The sequence below is a fragment of the Azospirillum sp. UENF 112521 genome (genome assembly GCF_058780665.1).
The window spans coordinates 270119-290933 of the sequence record NZ_JBSNCI010000008.1; the positions used below are offsets into that span (position 1 = coordinate 270119).

The window sequence follows — 20815 nt, forward strand, 5'->3', positions numbered from 1 at the left end:
CGGGTGGGTCTCGGAGGGGTGCTTGTGAAGGGCGGAAAGCGCGGTCTATAACGAACCGCCATGGCGCCGGCCCTCAGCTTTTGCCCCTGTGCGGCTGCCGGCGCCTGACCACATGCTCACACAACAGATGGCGGCAGGATGAACGGCAATTCCGCGCAGAAGATCGTCCCGGTGCTGCTGTCCGGCGGTACGGGGTCCCGTTTGTGGCCCTTGTCGCGCGAACTGTATCCCAAGCAGTTTCTGCCGCTCTGCTCCGACCGGACGATGCTCCAGGACACCGCGCTCCGGGTCAGCGCGCAATCCGGCTCCACAGGGTCCGGCTCCCCGGCTGCTGCCGGGGCCGCCGCGGAGGCCGTCTTCTCGGCTCCCCTGGTGATCTGCAACCAGGAACACCGCTTCCTCGCCGCCGAGCAGCTGCGCCAGTCGCGCTGCACGCCGCGCGGCATCATTCTGGAGCCGGCCGGCCGCAACACCGCCGCCGCCTGCGCGCTCGCCGCCCTGGCGGTCGCGGCGGACGATCCGGACGCGCTGCTGCTGATCCTGCCGGCCGACCACGAGATCCGCGACGCCGAGGCCTTCCGCCACGCCGTTGGTATCGCCGCCCGGGCCGCCCAGGCCGGCCGGCTGGTCACCTTCGGCATCGCCCCGACCCGGCCGGAGACCGGCTACGGCTATATCCGCCGAGGCCACTCGATGGACGAGGCCGACGGCGCCTACAATGTCGCCGCCTTCGTCGAGAAGCCGTCGCTGGAGGTGGCGGAGCGCTACCTCGCCGAAGGCACCTATGCCTGGAACAGCGGCATGTTCCTGTTCCCGGCCTCCCGCCTGCTGGCCGAGCTGGAACGCCATGCCCCGGCGGTGCTGGCCGCCTGCCGCGAGGCGCTGGAGCAGGGCTCGAAGGACCTCGACTTCTTCCGCCTGGACGCCGCCGCCTTCGCCAAGGCGCCCAGCATCTCCATCGACTATGCGGTGATGGAGCGCACCGACCGCGCCGCCGTCGTCCCCTGCGAGATCGGCTGGACCGACGTCGGCGCCTGGTCGGCGCTGTGGGACGTCGGCAACAAGGACGGCGAGGGCAACGTCATCGTCGGCGACGTGCTGCTGGAAGGCGCCCGCGACTGCTATGTCCGCAGCGAGAACCACCTGACCGCGGTGGTCGGGGTGGAGAATGCCGTGGTGGTGGTGGTGGACGACGCCGTTCTGGTCGCCGACCGCTCCCAGGCGCAGGACGTCAAGCGCATCGTCGACCGGCTGAAGGCCGAGGGGCGCAGCGAGTCCGTCAGCCACCGCCGGGTCCACCGCCCCTGGGGCTCCTACCAGTCGCTGCACACCGGCGAGCGCTTCCAGGTGAAGAGCCTGACCATCGCCCCCGGCTCGCGCCTGTCGCTCCAGAAGCACCATCACCGTGCCGAGCATTGGGTGGTGGTTAACGGCACCGCGCTCGTCACCCGCGGCGAGGAGCAGGTGATGGTCTACGAGAACCAGTCGATCTACATCCCGATCGGCACGGTCCACCGGCTGGAGAACCCCGGCAAGGTGCCGCTGACCATCATCGAGGTGCAGTCCGGCTCCTATCTGGGCGAGGACGACATCGTCCGGCTCGAGGACGTCTACGGCCGCAACTGAGCGGTCCCACCCGGACTTTCGACAGTCTGCCCGGCTCTTCCGGTCCACAGCCCTTGATGCTCGTTCATCAAGGGCTGTTTTCTTTTCAATGCAAATGATTCGGGAGATGGCTTGAAACTCCATCCCCAAAGACTTCCCCAAGGGAAAAAATGAAATTATATTATATTAAAGTGGCATTGAGCGCACTAATACAATCAACACATAGATTATTTTTGAAATACAAATGAGTGTATTTCAGAATAACTTCTTTAAAAAATATGAACATAGAATTTATCAAGAGTTAGATGCGTCATAATATGAGATTGATATCGTTTAATTATCTAAAAATAAGATTTCACGTGCTGCACATCCGAAAGGATCGCGGTAAAACTCTTTAAGGGGGTAGAGGAATGCCTATCGCCGGATTTGATGCTGCGACTTATTTGGCTGCCAACCCTGACCTTATTCGGGCCGGTGTGACCCTGAGCAATGCCGAGAGCCATTATCTCGCTGCGGGTCGCACCGAAAATCGCTCCACCACCTTCGACTCGTCGAGCTATCTCGCTGCGAACACCGACCTGCTCCGGGCCGGGGTGAGCACGAGCACGGCGGTCCAGCACTACATCTCCGTCGGCTATCGCGAGACCCGCAGCACGACCTTCGATGCGTCGAGCTACATGGCCGCGAACACCGATCTCAGCTTCTCCTCGTCCTCGCTGGCGGTTCAGCACTACATCACCTTCGGGTATCGCGAGACCCGGACCACCAGCTACGACTTCTCCAGCGTCGACATCTCGTCCTACCTGACGACCAACACCGACCTGCAGGCGGCTTTCGGCAGCAGCAGCAGCGACCGGTATCGCGCGGCCCTGGACCATTACCGGAACTTCGGCATTTACGAAGGGCGCCGCATCGTTCCGATCCAGTCCGCGAACCCGGCCACCGGGACCCCGACGCTCCCGACCACCGGCACCCCGGTCACCGACTCGCTCAGCATTGTCGGTGAAACCGATACCTATGCCGTGACCCTGCAGCGGGGTGTGCTCTATACGCTGCGCGAGAACGGTGCCAGCTCCAACAGCGGCACGTTGAGCGACCCCTATCTGCGTCTGTTCGACAGCAACCGGAACGTGGTGGCCCAGGACGATGACAGCGGCACCGGACGCGATGCGCTGATCCAGTTCCGCCCGACCCAGACCGGGACCTATTACCTGTCCGCCGGCAGCTTCGCCAGCGGCGGCACGGGCACCTATCAGGTCAGCGTCAGCCAGGCCAGCCAGACGGAGGTCTTCCCGCCGGTGTCCGACGTCCTGTCGTTCCCGTATGAGCGCGACAGCTTCAACGTGGCCCTGACCCGCGGCACCCGCTACCAGATCGACGTGGAAGGGGCGGACACCAACCGCGGCACCCTGACCGATCCCTATCTGCGTGTCTTCGACAGCAGCGGCACGCTGCTCCGCTACGACGACGATTCGGGCGCCGGTCTCAACTCGCAGCTGACCTTCACCCCGACCACGACCGGCAACTATACCCTCCAGGTGGCGGGCGTCGGTTCCCGCTATGGCACCTACACGCTGTCGGTGACGCAGCTCGGCTGATCGTCCTTCCCGTCGGTTGGGCATCGGTCATCCCGCCTGTCGCAAGCGGGCTTTGACTGTATTGTGACTTCTCCGTGCCGGGACTGTCCTGCGGGCGCTCTGACTTGGTGGTTTTCCCGTCTTTCGGGTAGAACGGTCAGGGCGCCTCCAGGCTTTTGCCCTCCCAGGTTTTTCCTTCGACCTCACTCCTCGCCGAGACACGCATGACCATCGATCCGCCGCCGGACGACCGTATCCCCGAACTTTACGCCGACGGGGTCTTCGACATCGGCTTCGGCAACGGCATGGTCCGCATCGACCTGTTCAGCCTGTCGGCGCTGCGCAAGGACGGCAACGGCCAGCCGCTGCCCGCCATCCGCCAGCGGGTGGTGATGAGCCTGCCGGGATTCCTCGCCAGCCTGTCCGCGCTGGAGGGCATGCGCCAGCGGCTGGAGGCGGCCGGCGTGCTGCCGCCCAATTCCGGCGCCATGCCGGCTCCCGCTTCCCCTCACGGCTCTCCTGCCGCTCCGGCCTTCCAGGGCAATGCGCAGGCTCCGGTGCCGGGGGCGGTGCAAGGGGGGGTGCCGGGGGCGGTCCAGCCGGCTTCCCCCTCCCAGGCGCCCCCGCCCGCTCCACCCACCCGGCCCCGCTCGCCGAATTTCGGCTGACCGATGCCGGACGCCAGCACCACCGTCGCCGCCCCGCCCCCCGGTCCGGAGGCCGCGCCGAACCACGACGAGAGCACCGCGCTGCGCTGCCTGACGCTGGTGGCGCGCCATCACGGCCTGTCGGCCTCGCCGTCCGCCCTGCGCGCCCGCGTCGCCCCCGGCAGGGGGGAGCCCTCCACCGCCGACCTGCTGCGCATCGCCGCCGCCACCGGCTTCAAGGCGACCGCCCGCCGGCTTGACTGGAAGGGCCTGCAATCCCTCCCCCCCGTTTTCCCGCTGCTGGCCCGGCTGTCCAACGGCAACACCGTCATCCTGATCGGCCTGTCGCGCCCGACCCGTCCCGACGAAGAGCCCATGGTCGGCGTCGTCGATCCGCTGGCCGACCGGCTGGAACCGATCGACGTGCCGCGCGACCGCTTCCTGGAGCGCTGGGACGGCGAGCTGGTCTTCCTCAAGCCGCGCCACGGCCTTGCCGACCCGCGCCAGCCCTTCGGCCTGCGCTGGTTCGTGCCGGAAGTCCTGCGTCAGAAATCCGCCTTCCGCGACGTGGTGGTGGCGGCGCTGGTGCTGCACGCGCTCGCCCTCGTCGTCCCGGTCTATTTCCAGATCGTGATCGACAAGGTGCTGGTGAACGAGACCGTCGCCACGCTCCAGGTGCTGACCATCGGTGTGCTGGGCGCCCTGCTGTTCGAGGCGGGCTTCCGCTTCCTGCGCCAGTTCATCCTGCTGGCGGCGGCCAACCGCATCGACATCCGCCTGTTGAACCGCACCTTCGGCCATCTGCTCGACCTGCCGATCACCTTTTTCGACGGGCATTCGGCCGGCGTCACCGTGCGCCACATGCAGCAGGTCGAGCGCATCCGCGAGTTCCTGACCGGCAACCTGCTGTCGACCGTGCTCGACAGCCTGGTGCTGCTGGTCTTCCTGCCGGTGCTGTTCTTCTATTCGGTCAAGCTGACGCTGGTGGCGCTGCTGTTCGCAGGATTGATCGCCGGCGTGGTGGTAGCATTGGTGCCGGTCTACCGCAGCCGCTTGCATGACCTCTACAACGCCGATGCCGAGCGGCAGGCCATGCTGGTGGAGACCATCCACGGCATGCGCACCGTCAAGTCCTCGGCACTGGAGCCGCAGCAGCGCCGCAGCTGGGACCGCAAGGCCGCCCGCGCGGTGACCAGCCATTACCGGGTCGGCCGCATCTCCATCGCCGCCCGCACGGTGACCGAGTTCCTGGAGAAGGCGATGATGGTGGCGGTGGTCGCCGTCGGCGCCTTCGACGTCTTCGACCGCCAGCTGTCGGTCGGCGCGCTCATCGCCTTCCAGATGCTGTCGGGCCGGGTGGTGACGCCGCTGGTCCAGATCGTCTCGCTGATCCACCAGTACCAGGAAACGGCACTCTCGGTGCGCATGCTGGGCGAGGTGATGAACCACCCGGCCGAGCCCAGGCGCGAGGGCAGCGGCGCCTGCCCCGCCCTGATCGGCCGCATCGAGATCGAAGGGCTCGGCTTCCGCTACGACCGCAACCGGCCGGCGGCGCTCGACGGCGTCACCCTGACCGTGCCGGCCGGGTCGGTCGTCGGGCTGGTCGGGCGCAGCGGCTCGGGCAAGAGCACGCTGATGCGGCTGCTCCAGGGCTTCTACCCGGTGCAGGAGGGCAGCATCCGCTATGACGGGCTCGACATCCGCGAGTTGGACCTGGCCCATCTGCGCCGCTCCATCGGCGTGGTGCTTCAGGAGAATTTCCTGTTCCGCGGCACCATCCGCGACAACATCGCCATGACCATGCCGGAGGCCAGCCGCGAGGAGATCGTCGAGGCCGCCCGGCTGGCCGGCGCCGACGAGTTCATCCACCGCCTGCCCGACGGCTACGACACGCTGGTGGAGGAAGGGGCGAGCAACCTGTCCGGCGGCCAGAAGCAGCGCATCGCCATCGCCCGCGCCCTGCTGCCCCAGCCGCGCCTGCTGATCCTGGACGAGGCGACCTCGGCGCTCGACCCCGACAGCGAGGCCATCGTCATGGCCAATTTGCGGCGCATCGCCCATGGCCGCACCGTGCTGATCGTCACCCACCGGCTCTCCACCCTGACCGGCTGCGACACCATCGCCGTGCTGGAGCAGGGCCGCCTGCTCGACCTCGCCCCCCATCCCATCCTGCTCGACCGCTGCGCCGAATACCGGCATCTGTGGCAGCAGCAGAACCGGGGGCGCTGAAGCCATGCCCGACACGCAAATGCCCGAAGCAGGGGTGCCCGAAATCGACAGCCGGGACGCGGCACCGGCGGAGACCGGCCGCGAGGTCGTGCCGGCCAAGGCCGAGCCCCCGCCCGCTCCCGCCCCTGCGCGCCGTCGCCCTGCCCTGCCCGCCCCGTCGTCCCCCCCGCCGGGCTTCGCGCTGGACTATCTGCCGGACGGGGCGGCCATCGAGCATGCGCCGCTGCCGCGGGCGGCGCGCTCCACCCTCTATGTGCTGGCCGGGCTGCTTGTGGCGCTGGTGCTGTGGGCCGGCTTCGCCCAGGTCGACCGCATCGTCACCGCCGGCGGCCGGCTGGTGACCACCGCACCGCTGGTGGTGGCCCAGCCGCTGGAGACCGCGGTGGTGCGCGGCGTCGACGTGCAGGTCGGCGACTTTGTCCGGGCCGGCGACCGTCTGGCGACGCTCGACCCCACCTTCGCCGCGGCGGATCTGGCCGACCTGACCGCCAAGCTCGCCAGCGTCGAGGCGCAGATCGGCCGGCTGCGCGCCGAGCTGGACGGCGGCGATTTCATTCCCGCCAACAACCCGGATGCGGCGGTGCAGGCCGCCATCCTCGAGCGCCGCCGCGCCGAATACCGCTCCCGCCTCGCCTCGCTCGACGAGAAGGCAGGCCAGCTGGACAGCGCCATCGCCGCCGGCCGCCGCGCCCAGGCCGGGCTTGCCGAGCGCCTCGCCGTGGTGGGCGAGGTCGAGGATATCCGCCGCCAGCTCCAGGAGCGCCAGACCGGGTCCCGCCTGACCTGGCTGGAGGCGCGGGTCGAGCGGCTGCGCATGCGCGATGAGCTGACGGCCCTCCAGGACCGCGAGCAGGCGAGCGCGCACGAGCTGCGCGGCGTCCAGGCCGACCGCGCCGCCTTCATCGACGAATGGAGGCGCAAGACGGCGGAGGAACTGGTGGAGCAGACCCGCCAGCGGGCCACGCTGGTCGAGCAGATCGCCAAGGCCGAGCGCCGCCGCTCGCTGGTCACCCTGACCGCCCCGGTCGACGCGGTGGTGCTGGAGGTGGCCAAGCGTTCCGTCGGCTCCGTCATCCGCGAGGCCGAGCCGCTGGTCACGCTGGTTCCCGCCGACGTGCCGCTGGAGGTGGAGGCGGAGATCCCGTCGCGCGACATCGGTCTGGTCCGTGTCGGCGACTTCGTGCGGGTGAAGCTCGACGCCTTCCCCTTCCAGCGCCACGGCACCCTGCCCGGCGAGATCCGCACCATCAGCGCCGACGCCTTCACCCACGATCCCTCGGGCGCCCAGGCCGCCGCCGCCATCAACCCGGACGGCCCCCGTCCAACTGCCGGCGCCGTCTTCCGCACCCGCATCCGCCTGACCGACACCCGGCTGGAGGGGGTGCCCGCCGGCACGCTGCTCAGCCCCGGCATGGTCGCCTCGGCCGAGATCCGCGTCGGCACCCGTTCGGTCCTGTCCTACTTCCTCTACCCCGTCATCCGCGCCCTGGACGAAAGCATCCGCGAGCCGTAACGGGCCGGGTCCGTCCCCAGTCCCTTCCCTGCCGCGTCAAAGTTTCCAAGTGGCGCCTGTCCGGCGGATGGGGTACCCACCCACCAGCCCCTTCAGCGACAGGTCTGGTGATGCAGCGGATAGGTCCTTTCCTCTTTGCCGTGCTGGCAACCATCTCGGCATTCTTTCTGGTCTGGAGCCTGCCGCCCTTCCAGACCGCCGACGAGCCCGCCCACATCTACCGGGCCAACATGATCACCCACGGCTTCTGGGTGGCCGCCAAGGTGCAGACCGACGGCCGGATCGCAGCGGGCGGCCCGTCCGACGTCGCGATCATCGAGGCCTATTTCCCCTTCCACCATGTCCCCTTCAAGCCGGACGAGCGGGCCAACCTGGAGGATTTCGTCAAATCCTTCACCGCCCGCTGGGACGGCCGGGTCTTCAACGTCGCGGCGGAGAACACCGCCCCCTATCCGCCCTTCTTCTACCTGCCGCAGGCCGCCGCCATCGCGCTCGGCAAGGCCATCGACCTGCCGGTGGTGCAGACGCTCTATCTGGCGCGGGCGGCCAACGCGCTGACCTGCATCGTCGTCGGCTTCTTCGCCCTGCTGCTGGCCGGCCGGGCACATCTGCCGCTGTTCGCGGTGCTGCTGCTGCCGATGTCGGTCTCGCTCTACGCCTCGATGAGCCAGGACGGGCTGGTCATCACCGTCACCGCACTCGGCATCGCCTTCCTGGCCCGGGCGCTGTCGGAAGGTCGGCCGCTGCGCGGCGCGGAGGTCTGGGCCAGTGCCGTCTGCTTCGCCCTGGTGGGTATGACCAAGCAGCCCTACGCCCTGCTCTGCCTGATGCCGCTGGCGGTCCCGGCCGAGCGGGCGGCGGTGAAGCGCCTCGCGGTCGCCGCCTCGCTGGCCGCCGCCGTCGGCTGGGCGGTGTGGATGGCGCTTGCCGTGCAGACGCCGCTGATCCGTCAGGATGCCCCGACCGACGCCATGGGGCAGCTCCGCTTCCTGCTGGGCGACCCGCTGGCCGTCCTCACCATCGCGGTGAAGACCTTCCAGGTCTGGGGCGACGAGTATTACCAGCAGTTCGTCGGCATCCTCGGCTGGGTCGATACAAGGCTGCCCAGGCCCTATTACGCCGCCGCCTATCTGGTCCTGCTGCTGTCCTTCCTGCCGCTGCTGCTCGGCCGCCGGGCGGTGGACTGGTATTCCGGCGCGCCGGCGCGGGCCTCGGCGGTGACCGCGGCCATCGTGCTGGCGACCGGGGCGCTGCTGTTCGGGGCGCTCTACATGGTGTGGACGCCGGTCGGTCAGCTGTGGGTCGACGGCGTGCAGGGACGCTATTTCCTGCCGTTGGCGGCCCTGCTGCCGCTGGCCTTCGTCAGCGGCCGGCAGGAGGCGGGAGCCGGCTGGTCCTCCGGTGTCGCGGGCGTGCTTGAGCGCGGCCTGACCTGGATGGTCTGGCTCTTCCCGATCGTCAGCATCCTGGTGGTCCAGCGCACCGTCATCCTGCGCTACTACCTCGACTAGCACGTCCCCACTCCCCATCCGGCCCGCCCATCGGGGTGGGCCGGGGCGTTGGAGGCCGTTCCAATGATGTCGCCCGTTCGGCGGAAAAGCCCGCAGTGCAGCATGGGCGGGCGACTATCTTCCGACTCTGCCCCAATCGGCCCCAATCGAAGACGAAGAGCGGACATGACCACGAGCGACAACGCGACCGTGCTGGTGACCGGCGGCGCCGGCTATATCGGCTCCCATGTGGTGCTGGCCCTGCGCGACCAGGGACGCGCCGTCGTGGTGCTGGACGATCTCTCCACCGGCCGGCGCTCGGCCCTGCCCGATGGGGTGCCGCTGGTCGAGGGCGATGTCGGCGACAAGGCCCTGCTGGCCGACATTTTCGCCCGCCACGGCATCGGCACCGTGATGCATTTCGCCGGCAGCATCGTCGTGCCGGAATCGGTGGAGCGGCCGCTCGCCTACTACCGCAACAACACGGTGAAGAGCCACGCCCTGGTGGAGGCCTGCGTCGAGGCCGGGATCGGCCGCTTCATCTTCTCCTCCACCGCCGCCGTCTACGGCATGCCGGAGCGGCTGCCCATCGATGAGCAGACGCCGACCAGCCCGATCAACCCCTACGGCTCCTCCAAGCTGATGACGGAATGGATGCTGCGCGACACCGCGGCGGCGCACGATCTGAGGTATGTGGCGCTGCGCTACTTCAACGTCGCCGGCGCCGATCCGCAGGGCCGCTCCGGCCAGGTGTCGAAGGTCGCCACCCATCTGATCAAGATCGCCGCCCAGACCGTCACCGGCCAGCGGGCGGAGCTGCAGATCTTCGGCGACGACTACGACACGGCGGACGGCACCTGCGTGCGCGACTACATCCATGTCAGCGACCTCGCCGACGCCCATGTCGCCGCACTCCGCCATCTGGAGGCGGGCGGTGCGTCCGAGGTGATGAACTGCGGCTACGGCCGCGGCTATTCGGTGCGCGAGGTGCTGGCGATGGTGGAGCGGGTGACCGGCAAGCCGCTGCCGATGCGCATCGGCCCGCGCCGCGCCGGCGATCCTCCGGCCCTGGTGGCGGGCGTCGAGCGCATCGGCCGCACGCTCGACTGGACGCCGCGCCACGCCGATCTGGAGACCATCGTCGCCTCGGCGCTTGCCTGGGAGGAACGGCTGGCCCGATAAGGAAGCCCGCTCTCCCGCAAGGGAGAGCAGGTTTTTCCTTCAGGCGAAGAAGCGCCCGCGGAAATAGGCGATGGTGCGGTCCAGCCCCTCGTCCAGCGGCACGGCCGGTTCCCACTGCATCATGGCGCGGGCCTTGGCGATGTCGGGGCGGCGCTGCTTGGGGTCGTCCTGCGGCAGCGGCATGTGCTCGATCGTCGAGGCCGAGCCGGTCAGGCGGATCACCTTCTCCGCCAGCTCCAGCATGGTGAACTCGCCGGGGTTGCCCAGGTTGATCGGGCCGGTGGCGCCGGCCGGCGTGTCCATGAAGCGCAGGAAGCCTTCGATCAGGTCGTCGACGTAGCAGAAGGACCGCGTCTGCTGGCCGTCGCCGTAGATGGTGATCGGCTCGCCCTTCAGCGCCTGGATGATGAAGTTCGACACCACGCGCCCGTCGCTGGGGTGCATGCGCGGGCCGTAGGTGTTGAAGATGCGGATCACCTTGATGTCCAGCCTGTGCTGGCGGTGATAGTCGAAGAACAGCGTCTCAGCGCAGCGCTTGCCCTCGTCATAGCAGGCGCGCGGGCCGATGGTGTTCACGTTGCCCCAATATTCCTCGGGCTGCGGATGCACCGCCGGGTCGCCATAGACCTCGGAGGTCGAGGCCTGCATGATCCGCGCGTGCACCCGCTTGGCCAGCCCCAGCATGTTGATGGCGCCGATGACCGAGGTCTTGGTCGTCTGGACGGGGTCGTGCTGGTAATGGATCGGCGAGGCCGGGCAGGCGAGGTTGTAGATCTCGTCGACCTCGACATAGAGCGGAAACGTCACGTCGTGGCGCATCAGCTCGAAATGCGGGTTGTCCAGCAGGTGCAGGACGTTGTCGCGGCTGCCGGTGAAGAAGTTGTCGACGCACAGCACGTCGTTGCCGGCCGCCAGCAGCCGCTCGCACAGGTGCGAGCCCAGGAAGCCGGCGCCGCCGGTGACGAGGACACGCTTGCGGTTCGTCAGGGCCTGCATGGCGTCCATCCTGTCCGGTCGGCCAGTTTGTCCGGCTGGAACGGCATCAGCCCAGCAGCCCGAGCAGATAGCGCCCGTAGTCGTTCTTCTTCAGCGGTTCCGCCAGACGGCGGACCTGCTCGGCGTCGATCCAGCCGGAGGTGTAGGCGATCTCCTCCGGGCAGGCGATCTGCAGGCCCTGGCGGTGCTGGATGGTGCGGACGAACTCCGCCGCCTCCAGCAGGCTGTCGTGGGTGCCGGTGTCGAACCAGCCGTAACCGCGGCCCATCTGCTCGACCGACAGCCGGCCCAGCTCCAGATAGGCGGCGTTGACCGAGGTGATCTCCAGCTCGCCTCTGGCCGACGGCTTCACCGCCGCGGCGATGTCCAGCACGTCGTTGTCGTAGAAGTAAAGCCCGGTCACCGCCCATTTGGAGCGCGGGGCGACCGGCTTCTCCTCGATGCTCAGCGCCCGGCCTTGCGCGTCGAACTCCACCACGCCGTAGCGCTCGGGATCGCGCACGGCATAGGCGAAGACGCTGGCGCCCTCGGTCTTCTCGCCGGCGGCGCGCAGGATGTTGGTCAGGCCGTGGCCGTAGAAGATGTTGTCGCCGAGGACCAGCGCGCAGCTGTCGTTGCCGACGAACTCGCGGCCGATGATGAAGGCCTGGGCCAGCCCGTCGGGCGAGGGCTGGATGGCATAGGTCAGGTTCAGGCCCCACTGCGACCCGTCGCCCAGCACCGTCTGGAACAGCGGCTGGTCGTGCGGGGTGGTGATGACCAGGATGTCGCGGATGCCCGCCAGCATCAGGGTGCTGAGCGGGAAATAGATCATCGGCTTGTCGTAGATCGGCAGCAGCTGCTTGCTGATCGCCCGCGTCACCGGGTAGAGGCGGGTGCCGGACCCGCCGGCCAGGATGATGCCCTTCATGGTCTTACGCCCTCACGCCTGCGGCGGGTTGGTGAACAGCTCGTCGATCACGCGGTCGACGCTCTCCTGCCACGGCGGGCAGGACACGCCGAGACGCTCCCTGGCGCGCCCACAGTCCAGCCGCGAATTGGCCGGGCGGCGCGCCGGGGTCGGGTAGTCGGCCGTGCCGATGGCGGTCAGGCGCGGCCGCTTGCCGGTGCGCTCCTCCAGCCGTTGGAAGATGTGCTCGGCGAACTCGTGCCAGGTGGTGTAGCCGCTGCCGGTCAGGTGGTAGGTGCCCCAGGCGGCGCTGCCGGTCTTCTCGATGGTTCCGGCGATCTGCACGATGGCGGCGGCGAGGTCGGCGGCGGCGGTGGGCGAGCCGTGCTGGTCGGCGACCACCCGCATCTCCTCGCGCTCCTTGCCGAAGCGCAGCATCGTCTTGATGAAGTTGTTGCCGTAGGCGCTGTAGACCCAGGAGGTGCGCAGGATGACGTGCTGCGGCGTCGCCGCGCGCACCGCCTCCTCGCCCGCCGCCTTGCTGGCGCCATAGACGCCCAGCGGGTTGATCGGGTCGTCCTCGGTGTAAATCCCGTCCTTCGTCCCGTCGAACACATAGTCGGTCGACACATGGATGAAGGGGATGCCGCGCGCGGCGCAGGCCGCCGCCATGGCGCCCGGCCCGTCGCGGTTGATCGCGAAGGACAGGTCGACCTCGCTCTCGGCCTTGTCGACGGCGGTGTGGGCGGTGGCGTTGACCAGCAGGTCCGGCGCGTGGGCGGCGACCGCCTTCTCCACGTCGCCCGGCCGGGTCACGTCGAACTCGGGATAGGGCAGGCCGACCACATCGGTGCCCGGTGCCCATTGGGCGCGCATCAGCTCGAAGCCGAGCTGGCCGTTGCTGCCCAGGACGAGAACCTTCATTGCGCGGCCCCCTCTTCCTTCAGGCCGAGCCGCTCGCCCTGGTAGGAGCCGTTGAGGATGGCCTGCCACCAGTCGCGGTTCTCCAGATACCAGGCGACCGTCTTGCGCAGCCCGCTCTCGAAGGTCTCCTGCGGGGTCCAGCCCAGCTCGCGCTCGATCTTGCCGGCGTCGATGGCATAGCGCTTGTCATGGCCGGGGCGGTCGGTGACGAAGCTGATCAGGCGGTCGTGCGGGGCGCCGGCCGGGTCCATCTCGTCCAGATGCGCGCAGATGGCGCGGACGACCTCCAGGTTGGTGCGCTCGTTGTGGCCGCCGATGTTGTAGCTCTCGCCGACCTTGCCCTTCTCCAGGACCAGCCGCAGCGCGCGGGCATGGTCCTCGACATAGAGCCAGTCGCGGATGTTGTCGCCCTTGCCGTAGACCGGCAGCTTCTCGCCCGCCAGACCCTTCAGGATCATCAGCGGGATCAGCTTCTCCGGAAAATGGTAGGGGCCGTAGTTGTTGGAGCAGTTGGTCAGCACCACCGGCAGCCCGTAGGTCTCGTGCCAGGCGCGGACCAGATGGTCGCTCGACGCCTTGCTGGCCGAATAGGGCGAGTTGGGACTGTAGGCGGTGGTCTCGGTGAAGAAGCCGTCGTCGCCCAGCGTGCCGAACACCTCGTCGGTCGAGATGTGGTGGAAGCGGAAGCGCTCCTTGCGCTCCGCCGGCAGGGCCGACCAGTAGCCGCGCGCCGCTTCCAAGAGGCGGAAGGTGCCGACCACGTTGGTCTGGATGAACTCGCCCGGCCCGTCGATGGAACGGTCGACATGGGATTCGGCGGCCAGATGCATCACCGCGTCGGGCTGGTGGGTGTCGAACACCCGCCGCAGCTCGGCGGCGTCGCAGATGTCGACCTTCTCGAAGGCGTAGCGCGGATTGCCCTCGGCCCCCGGCAGCGAGGACAGGTTGGCCGCGTAGGTCAGCTTGTCGACATTGACGACGAAGGCGTCGGTTTCGGCGAGAAGCTGGCGGACCACCGCCGAGCCGATGAAACCGGCGCCGCCGGTGACGAGAATGCGCGTCATCAAACCACCTTACCGCCGAAAAGCGGGGCCGCCCGCGGCCCCCGTTGTGCGAAGAATGTCGTCTTGAGGCCCGGAACCGCCGTCAGAACAGGTCGGTCAGCTGCGCCAGGGTCGGATGCTTGTGGTCCTTGTCCGACAGCCGGGCCTTGTCCGCCGACACCGGCCAGTCGATGCCGAGCGCAGGGTCGTTCCACAGCAGGCCGCGGTCATGCTCGGGCGAATAATAGTTGGTCACCTTGTAGATGACCTCGGTGTCCGGCTCCAGCGTGCAGAAGCCGTGGGCGAAGCCGACCGGCACCAGGATCTGGTTCCACTCCGCCGCACTGATCACCGCGCTGACATGCCGGCCGAAGGTGGGGGAGCCCTTCCGGATGTCGACCGCCACGTCCAGGATGGCGCCGCGCACCACCCGCACCAGCTTGTCCTGGGCAAAGGGCGGCAGCTGGAAATGCAGGCCGCGGATGGTGCCGACCTCGGCCGACAGCGACTGGTTGTCCTGGACGAAGTCGTAATGCAGCCCGGCCGCCTCGAAGGTCTTCTTGGTGTAGGTCTCCGAGAAGAAGCCGCGATGGTCGCCGAACTTCTTCGGGCGGATGATCTTAACGTCGGGAATGTCGAGGGAGACGACGTCCATGGCTCAGATGCTTTCCTTCAGGCGCTCTTTGCGCAGCTCGGGGCAGGACTTGCGCAGCCAGGGCTTGACCGTGCGCGGCGGGAAGGCCAGCCCGAAATTCTCGGCGTCCAGCGTCAGGTTCGGGTTGTAATAGGGATCTTCCAGCAGGCTGTCGCCCCAGCGCTCCTGCATGTAGGCCACCTCGCCCATGAAGCGCTTGACCTTGTCGGGGGCGGTGTCCGGCCCGCGCGAGGCCGATTCCAGATGGTACAGCTCGGCGAACGGCGTCCAGACGACCAGATGGCCCGCCTCGCGGATGCGCAGGCAGAAATCGACGTCGTTGAAGGCGACGGCCAGCTTCTCGGAATTCAGCCCGCCGACCTCGTCGAAGATCTCCTTGCGCAGGATCAGGCAGGCGGCGGTGACGCAGGACAGGTCCTGGGTCAGCTGGGCCCGGCTGAAATAGCCGTAGGCGTCGCGGGTCAGGCCCTTGTGGACATGGCCGGCCACGCCGCAGATGCCGGTGACGACGCCGGCATGCTGGATGGTGCCGTCGGCGTAATAGAGCTTGGCGCCGACGGCGCCGACCTCCGGCCGCAGGGCGTGGGAGACCATCTCGGCCAGCCAGCCCGGCTCCATCACCTCGATGTCGTTGTTGATCAGGCCCAGCACCGTGCCGGTCGCCTCGGCGGCGGCGAAGTTGTTGATCGAGGAGTAGTTGAAGGGCGCCTTGTAGGTCAGCACCCGTACCCGCGGCTCGTCCTTCAGCGTGTCGAAATAGGCGAAGGTCGCCGCTTCCTCGCTGTTGTTGTCGACGATCAGGATCTCAAGGTCCGGATAGTCGGTGCGGTGCAGCAGCCCGTCGACGCAGCCCTTCAGCAGATCGGCCTTGTCGCGCGTCGGCACGATCAGCGACACCCGCGGCAGCTTGGCCGGCAGGGCGTAGCGGATGCGGGTGAAGCGGGCGGTCGACGGCGAGGTCTCGACCGTGGCGTCGATTCCGCGGCGCTGGAAATGCTCGGTCAGCGCCTTGTGGGCGGCGGCGGTGGCGCGCGGCAGATCGACGGTGGAGAAGGCCGCGGATTCCGGGAAGACGCGCCAGTGGTAGAGGATCGCCGGGATGTGGCGGATGCGCGCCGGTTCCGTCGCCTCGACCGCGCGCAGGGTCAGGTCGTAATCCTGGCTGCCCTCGAATCCCAGGCGGAAGCGCCCGGCCCGCTCGATCAGCGAGCGGCGGAAGACGCCCAGGTGGTTGACCATGTTCTGGCCGTGCAGCAGGTCCAGGTTGAAGCCAGACTTGAAATGCGGGTCGTAGCGCTCGCCGTCCGCATCGATCTTGTCCTCGTCGGAATAGAGGATGTCGGTGTCGGGATGCTGCGCCAGCTCGGCGGCGACGGTGTAGAGCGCGTGCGGCGGCAGCCGGTCGTCATGGTCCATCAAGGCCACGAAATCGCCGGTCGCCAGATCCAGCGCGCTGTTGCTGGCGGCGGAGATGTGGCCGTTGGTCTCGCGCCGGACGATCTTGATCCGGTTGTCGCGCGCCTTGTACTCGGCCAGCACCTTGCTCACGTGGGGGGCGGTGGAGGCGTCGTCGGCGATGCACAGCTCCCAGTCCGGGTAGAACTGGGCCAGCACGGAGTCCAGCGCCTCGCGCAGGTAGGGCTCCGGCGTGTTGTAGACCGGCATGACGACGGAGAAGCGCGGGCGCGCCGGCAGGCGGGCGATGTCGGCCTTGATCGCCGCCGCGTCCTCCGGCGTCAGGGTGTCGTACATCCGCACCCACGACTTGTAGTCGGCCGACCAGCGGTTCGGCTGCAGCTCCTGCAGGACGCGCTGCTTGGTCGCCTGCCAGCCGTGGCGGCGCAGGTAGTCCAGCACGCGCCCCGGCTGGTTCTGCCGGACATAGTCGACCAGGATGTTGGTCTTGCCGATCTCGCGGATGGTGAAGTCGGCGATCTCGAAGGACACCGGCCGGGTGGCCGGGTCGAAGCGCAGCGCCTTGACCGTCTGCGGCAGCAGGGCCAGCTGGCGGAACTCGCCCACCGTGTCGACCGGCAGGCGGATCATCGTCCGCTCGTCGAAGCCGTTGCCGTCGTCGACATAGATCACCGGCACCAGCGGGGCCGAGGCGCGGACCACCCGGTAGGAGATCACGCACCAGTGGCCGGGCAGCCGGCCGCGGTCGGACCGCAGCAGGAAGGCGGGGTCGCTGCCGGTCGCCTCGTAGCCGCCCTGCGGGCTCGGCACCACGTCGTGCAGCGGCTCCAGCGTGATGCTGTGCAGGCGGCGGCGGTAGAAGCGCCCGGCCTTCTGGGTCAGGCGGCCCAGCTTGCGCACCGGCGCCGACAGCTTCCAGGAGGTCGAGTTGACCAGGCTGTGGATGTGCTGGTCGCGGCTGGCCACCACGCCGTGCAGATGGGCGATGGCCTGTTCGCGGGCGACCAGTTCGCGGGCATGGGCGGCGAGGTTGCGCTCGCGGTCGGCCAGCTCGTGCTCGCGCTCGGCCAGCTCCTGCGCCATTCCGGCGAGCGCATCGCCCTGGCGGCGGATTTCGGCCTGATGGTCGCCGAGCCAGCCCTGGATGACGCCGATGTCGCGGTCGCGCGTCGCGATCATGCCCTTCAGATCTTCGCTGTGGGCGATCTGGTCGTCCAGCACCTTGCGGACCATCGCCACCTCGGTGCGCAGGTGTTTCTCCTGCTCTTCCAGGCGCTGGATGGTCTCGGTCTCGATGGCGGCGTCGCCCAGCCGGTCGAACCAGCTGCGGACGGCCCGCAGCCCCTCGCCGCCGGCCTTCTGCACGGCGAACAGCTCGCGCACCGCGTCCGGCAGATCCTCGCCGACGCCCAGCACGCCGAGGCCGTTGGAATGCAGGAAGCTGAAGGACGGGCGGTCGCGGGTGATCTCGTCCCACAGGCGCCAGACGCCAAAATCGTCCTTGCGCACGTTGATGTCGTGGAACAGCACCACGCCGCGGCGGCTCATCTTCGGCAGCCACGTCTCGAAATCGTGGCGCACCGCCTCGTAGGTGTGCAGCCCGTCGATGTGCAGCAGGTCGACGCTGCCGTCGGCGAAATGGAGCAGCGCGTCGTCGAAGGTCATCCGCAGCAGGCGCGAGAAGCCGGCATAGCGCGGGTCATGATAGGCGGCGAGCGTGTTGTAGATGTCGTCGCCGTAGAAGCCGGCCTGCGGGTCGCCGGCCCAGGTGTCGACGGCGTAGCAGGAGGTCGGCAGCCCGACATGGCGGACCGCCTGGCAGAAGGCGGCATAGGAGTTGCCGGTGTGCGTTCCCAGCTCCACCAGGCTGTCCGGGCGGAGCGCCTCGACGATCCAGAAGGCGAAGGGGACATGGCCGAGCCAGGAGGCCGGCGCCGTGACGAGATCCGGGGTCAGGAGCGTGATCGGCCGGCAGATGCGACGGAGAGCGTCCGATCCCTGGTCCTTCAAAAACGAATCCACCTGTGCCTCTTCTTCTGCCTGGCTTCGCGGCGGGGTGCGGTCCATCGGGACATTGTTTCAGGCCCGGCGGACAGTCCCGTCACAGCCGCCGACACACATACGCTGACACCAAGCCGGAATGCAAGCCGCTGTCCGGAGCCCGCTTTGCGGCGTCAAACAATGCCTGGAACTGCGGTTTTCCTGCCTCAGTCCGGGGGGATCCGCGCCCTGTCGCTATTTTGTCGCGGGTGCCGTTTGGGAGGTTGCCCGGGGTGCCGCCTGAGGGGATGAGGCCCCCTCCGCCTCCAGCGTGATCGCCAGCATCGGCATCCCGACCAGCCCGCGCACGACGTGGCTGGCATGGACCTTGAAGAACAGCGCGTCCTCGACCCAATGATGCTGGACGTGGTCCTCCTGCGTGCCCTCGGCGAGCGCCACGGTGATGGAGAAGTCGCCGCTGGGCAGGTAGGGCATCTGGAAGCGGAAGCGGGCGGCGAAGTCCTGTCCGGCCGGGATGGTGACGGGGTCGAGCTGGTAGCTGAGGAAGGTGTTGTCGCCGAACAGGTTCTGGCCCAGCTTGTCCTTCACGTAGAAGCCGACGATGGGGCGGTAGACCTGCTGCTCGGCCCGGCAGTCCACCTTCAGCACGATGACCTCGCCGCCCTCCAGCACGCTGAGCGGCTGTTCCTCGGCGTCCAGGATCGAGACGTTGGCGATGGTGGCGCCGCGGTTGCCGAACCAGGGGCCGCTGTCGTTGAAGTCGAACAGCTCGATGGCGTTGCGGAGCTGCGAGCCCTTCAGCAGCTCGGCGCGGGCGTCCTCCACCGGCTCCTCGCGCTTGGCCTGGGGCAGCGCCTGGCGCGCCCCGCCGATGCGGAAGCCGCGCGAGGTGTCCTGGTCGCTGTAGAGCGCCGCCAGATAATCGTGGCAGACTTCCCGTGCCGGGCCGATGGCCCGCACCGACCCGTTGTCCAGCCAGACCACCCGGTCGCAGAGGTTCACCACCTGTCCGGTGTCGTGCGACACGAAGAACAGGGTGCCGCGCTCCTTGAAGCGGTGGATGAAGCGCATGCATTTCTGGGTGAAGGACGCGTCGCCGACCGCCAGGATTTCGTCGACGATCATGATGTCGGCGTCGACATGCGCCGCCACCGCGAAGGCGAGGCGGGCGTACATGCCGCTGGAATAGAGCTTCACCGGCTGTTCGATGAAGTCGCCGATGCCCGCGAACTCGGCGATGGACTCGTAGCGCTGGGCGATCTGTTCGTTCGACAGGCCCAGCACCGAGGCGGCGAGATAGACGTTCTCGCGCCCGGTGAATTCGGGGTTGAAGCCGGCGCCCAGCTCCAGCAGCGCCGCGATGCGCCCGTCCACCGCGATGCGGCCGGAGGTCGGCGTCAGCGTGCCGCAGAGCAGCTGGAGGAAGGTCGACTTGCCCGAGCCGTTGCGGCCGATCAGCCCGACGGTCTCGCCGCGGCGGACCTCCAGGTCGACGCCGCGCAGCGCCCAGTACTCGTCGTAATATTTGCGCCTGCCGCGCACCAGCATCTGCTTCAGCCGGTCCTGCGGGCGCTTGAAGATGGCGTAGGCCTTGCCCAGCCCCTCGGCGCGGATGACGATAGGGGTGTCGGCGGCGGGAGTCTCAGACGACATCGGCGAACCCCCGGCGGGTCTTCATGAACCAGAGATAGCCGAGCCACGCCACCACCCAGGCGCCCAGCGTCGCCAGACCCCACTCGAGCGGCGACGGGATGCGGCCCCAGAACAGCAGGTCCTTCGACTGCTCCAGGATCGCGGTCATCGGATTGAGGTGCAGGATGGCGCGGAAGCGCTCGGGGATCGCGGTCATCGGATAGAAGATCGGGCTGAGGAACATCAGCACGGTGACGGCCACCCCCACCACCTGCCGCAGGTCGCGCAGGAACACGCCGGCGGCGGCGAAGAACCAGCTGAGCCCCAGCGTGGTCAGGCACAAGGGCACCAGGATCAGCGGCAGCAGCAGCGCCGTCGGCGGCGGCAGCCCGGCCACCATCAGATGGAAGACCACCAGGATGACGAAGCCGATGCCGGCATTGAACAATGCCACCGCCAGCGACACCAGCGGCAGGATCTCCAGCGGGAAGACCACCTTCTTGATGTAGCTGACATTCTCCAGCAGGAGGCCGGGCGCCCGGCTCAGGCATTCGCCCAGCACGTTGAACAGGATCAGGCCGGAGAACAGCAGCAGGGCGAATTCCGTGTTGCTGCCCCCCGTCGCCCCCCAGCGCGCCTGGAACACCACCGAGAAGACGAAGGTGTAGACCGCCAGCATCAGGATCGGGTTCAGCACCGCCCAGACGATGCCCAGCACGGACCCGCGGTACCGGGCGTCGATCTCCCGCCGGGCCAGCCGCAGGATCAGCGACCTGTGATGCCAGGCGGTCTGGAAAAGGGCAAAGGGACCGGCGCCGAAACCCGCTACCGTAGGGTTCCCCGACTGAGAGTTAAACAATTTAGAGTATTCCCCGTCTGCGGCCGACCGACCATAACCCCCGCTCCGGCGGCGTTCAAGCGAAAGCATCGGCCCGGCCGGAGGGGTGGCGGAAGAGCGCGGAAGAGGCGGTCCGGTCCGAAAAAGAGCGGGTGGGGGAACGGACCTTTGGTTTCCC

General features: G+C 68.2%; 15 protein-coding genes. 7 read left to right on the top strand and 8 right to left on the bottom strand.

Annotated features, from left to right (window positions below):
* Nucleotides 1-138 precede the first annotated feature (138 nt).
* From ACWPN8_RS31445 to galE, 7 genes are all read left to right on the top strand, one after another.
* Entirely contained in the window at nt 139-1626 is a 1488-nt protein-coding gene (locus tag ACWPN8_RS31445; protein WP_492243652.1) for a mannose-1-phosphate guanylyltransferase/mannose-6-phosphate isomerase, read from the top strand.
* Nucleotides 1627-2081: 455 nt separating this feature from the next.
* Nucleotides 2082-3203, top strand: a complete 1122-nt coding sequence (locus ACWPN8_RS31450) for a pre-peptidase C-terminal domain-containing protein (protein ID WP_492243653.1) — start codon at nt 2082-2084, stop codon at nt 3201-3203.
* A gap of 203 nt (nt 3204-3406) precedes the next feature.
* Complete coding sequence (locus ACWPN8_RS31455) at nt 3407-3850, top strand: hypothetical protein (RefSeq protein WP_492243654.1); 444 nt, start codon at nt 3407-3409, stop codon at nt 3848-3850.
* A gap of 3 nt (nt 3851-3853) precedes the next feature.
* The gene (locus ACWPN8_RS31460) at nt 3854-6058 is read left to right on the top strand and encodes a peptidase domain-containing ABC transporter (protein WP_492243655.1); all 2205 of its coding nucleotides are present in this window, start codon (nt 3854-3856) and stop codon (nt 6056-6058) included.
* A 4-nt stretch (nt 6059-6062) separates the two neighbouring features.
* A complete protein-coding gene (locus ACWPN8_RS31465) occupies nt 6063-7571 on the top strand; it encodes an HlyD family type I secretion periplasmic adaptor subunit (RefSeq protein WP_109095225.1) in 1509 nt (502 codons plus the stop codon).
* Between the two features lie 140 nt (nt 7572-7711).
* Nucleotides 7712-9082, top strand: coding sequence for a DUF2142 domain-containing protein (locus ACWPN8_RS31470; RefSeq protein ID WP_492243656.1), 1371 nt, complete (start codon nt 7712-7714; stop codon nt 9080-9082).
* A gap of 165 nt (nt 9083-9247) precedes the next feature.
* Nucleotides 9248-10243, top strand: a complete 996-nt coding sequence (gene galE / locus ACWPN8_RS31475) for a UDP-glucose 4-epimerase GalE (RefSeq protein WP_492243657.1) — start codon at nt 9248-9250, stop codon at nt 10241-10243.
* A 39-nt stretch (nt 10244-10282) separates the two neighbouring features.
* Here the strand turns inward: galE and ACWPN8_RS31480 are convergent, their stop codons facing one another.
* The 8 genes from ACWPN8_RS31480 to ACWPN8_RS31515 all read right to left on the bottom strand — a co-directional run bounded on the left by ACWPN8_RS31480 (nt 10283) and on the right by ACWPN8_RS31515 (nt 20658).
* Nucleotides 10283-11239: a UDP-glucuronic acid decarboxylase family protein gene (locus ACWPN8_RS31480; RefSeq protein ID WP_492243658.1), complete on the bottom strand. Its 957-nt coding sequence runs from the start codon at nt 11237-11239 to the stop codon at nt 10283-10285.
* Between the two features lie 46 nt (nt 11240-11285).
* Nucleotides 11286-12149 carry a glucose-1-phosphate thymidylyltransferase RfbA gene (rfbA, locus tag ACWPN8_RS31485; RefSeq protein ID WP_492243659.1) on the bottom strand — a complete coding sequence of 288 codons (864 nt, stop codon included), beginning with the start codon at nt 12147-12149 and terminating at the stop codon, nt 11286-11288.
* A 12-nt stretch (nt 12150-12161) separates the two neighbouring features.
* Nucleotides 12162-13052: a dTDP-4-dehydrorhamnose reductase gene (rfbD, locus tag ACWPN8_RS31490; protein ID WP_492243660.1), complete on the bottom strand. Its 891-nt coding sequence runs from the start codon at nt 13050-13052 to the stop codon at nt 12162-12164.
* Nucleotides 13049-14116 (bottom strand): dTDP-glucose 4,6-dehydratase, encoded by a 1068-nt coding sequence (gene rfbB, locus ACWPN8_RS31495; RefSeq protein WP_492243661.1) that lies wholly within the window; start codon nt 14114-14116, stop codon nt 13049-13051. Before rfbB ends, rfbD begins: the two co-directional genes overlap by 4 nt.
* An 82-nt stretch (nt 14117-14198) precedes the next feature.
* Nucleotides 14199-14750 (bottom strand): dTDP-4-dehydrorhamnose 3,5-epimerase, encoded by a 552-nt coding sequence (gene rfbC, locus ACWPN8_RS31500; RefSeq protein WP_109095231.1) that lies wholly within the window; start codon nt 14748-14750, stop codon nt 14199-14201.
* Nucleotides 14751-14753: 3 nt separating this feature from the next.
* Nucleotides 14754-18188 carry a glycosyltransferase family 2 protein gene (locus ACWPN8_RS31505; protein ID WP_492243662.1) on the bottom strand — a complete coding sequence of 1145 codons (3435 nt, stop codon included), beginning with the start codon at nt 18186-18188 and terminating at the stop codon, nt 14754-14756.
* Nucleotides 18189-18401: 213 nt separating this feature from the next.
* Complete coding sequence (locus ACWPN8_RS31510) at nt 18402-19820, bottom strand: ABC transporter ATP-binding protein (RefSeq protein WP_109095233.1); 1419 nt, start codon at nt 19818-19820, stop codon at nt 18402-18404.
* Complete coding sequence (locus ACWPN8_RS31515) at nt 19810-20658, bottom strand: ABC transporter permease (RefSeq protein ID WP_199237388.1); 849 nt, start codon at nt 20656-20658, stop codon at nt 19810-19812. Before ACWPN8_RS31515 ends, ACWPN8_RS31510 begins: the two co-directional genes overlap by 11 nt.
* Nucleotides 20659-20815 lie beyond the last annotated feature (157 nt).

Excerpts from the sequence above, each read along its gene's own strand:
- ACWPN8_RS31445 (WP_492243652.1), top strand. The coding sequence starts at position 139 with ATGAACGGCAATTCCGCGCAGAAGATCGTCCCGGTGCTGCTGTCCGGC.
- ACWPN8_RS31455 (WP_492243654.1), top strand. The coding sequence starts at position 3,407 with ATGACCATCGATCCGCCGCCGGACGACCGTATCCCCGAACTTTACGCC.
- ACWPN8_RS31460 (WP_492243655.1), top strand. The coding sequence starts at position 3,854 with ATGCCGGACGCCAGCACCACCGTCGCCGCCCCGCCCCCCGGTCCGGAG.
- ACWPN8_RS31465 (WP_109095225.1), top strand. The coding sequence starts at position 6,063 with ATGCCCGACACGCAAATGCCCGAAGCAGGGGTGCCCGAAATCGACAGC.
- galE (WP_492243657.1), top strand. The coding sequence starts at position 9,248 with ATGACCACGAGCGACAACGCGACCGTGCTGGTGACCGGCGGCGCCGGC.
- ACWPN8_RS31480 (WP_492243658.1), bottom strand. The coding sequence starts at position 11,239 with ATGCAGGCCCTGACGAACCGCAAGCGTGTCCTCGTCACCGGCGGCGCC.
- rfbA (WP_492243659.1), bottom strand. The coding sequence starts at position 12,149 with ATGAAGGGCATCATCCTGGCCGGCGGGTCCGGCACCCGCCTCTACCCG.
- rfbD (WP_492243660.1), bottom strand. The coding sequence starts at position 13,052 with ATGAAGGTTCTCGTCCTGGGCAGCAACGGCCAGCTCGGCTTCGAGCTG.
- rfbB (WP_492243661.1), bottom strand. The coding sequence starts at position 14,116 with ATGACGCGCATTCTCGTCACCGGCGGCGCCGGTTTCATCGGCTCGGCG.
- rfbC (WP_109095231.1), bottom strand. The coding sequence starts at position 14,750 with ATGGACGTCGTCTCCCTCGACATTCCCGACGTTAAGATCATCCGCCCG.
- ACWPN8_RS31510 (WP_109095233.1), bottom strand. The coding sequence starts at position 19,820 with ATGTCGTCTGAGACTCCCGCCGCCGACACCCCTATCGTCATCCGCGCC.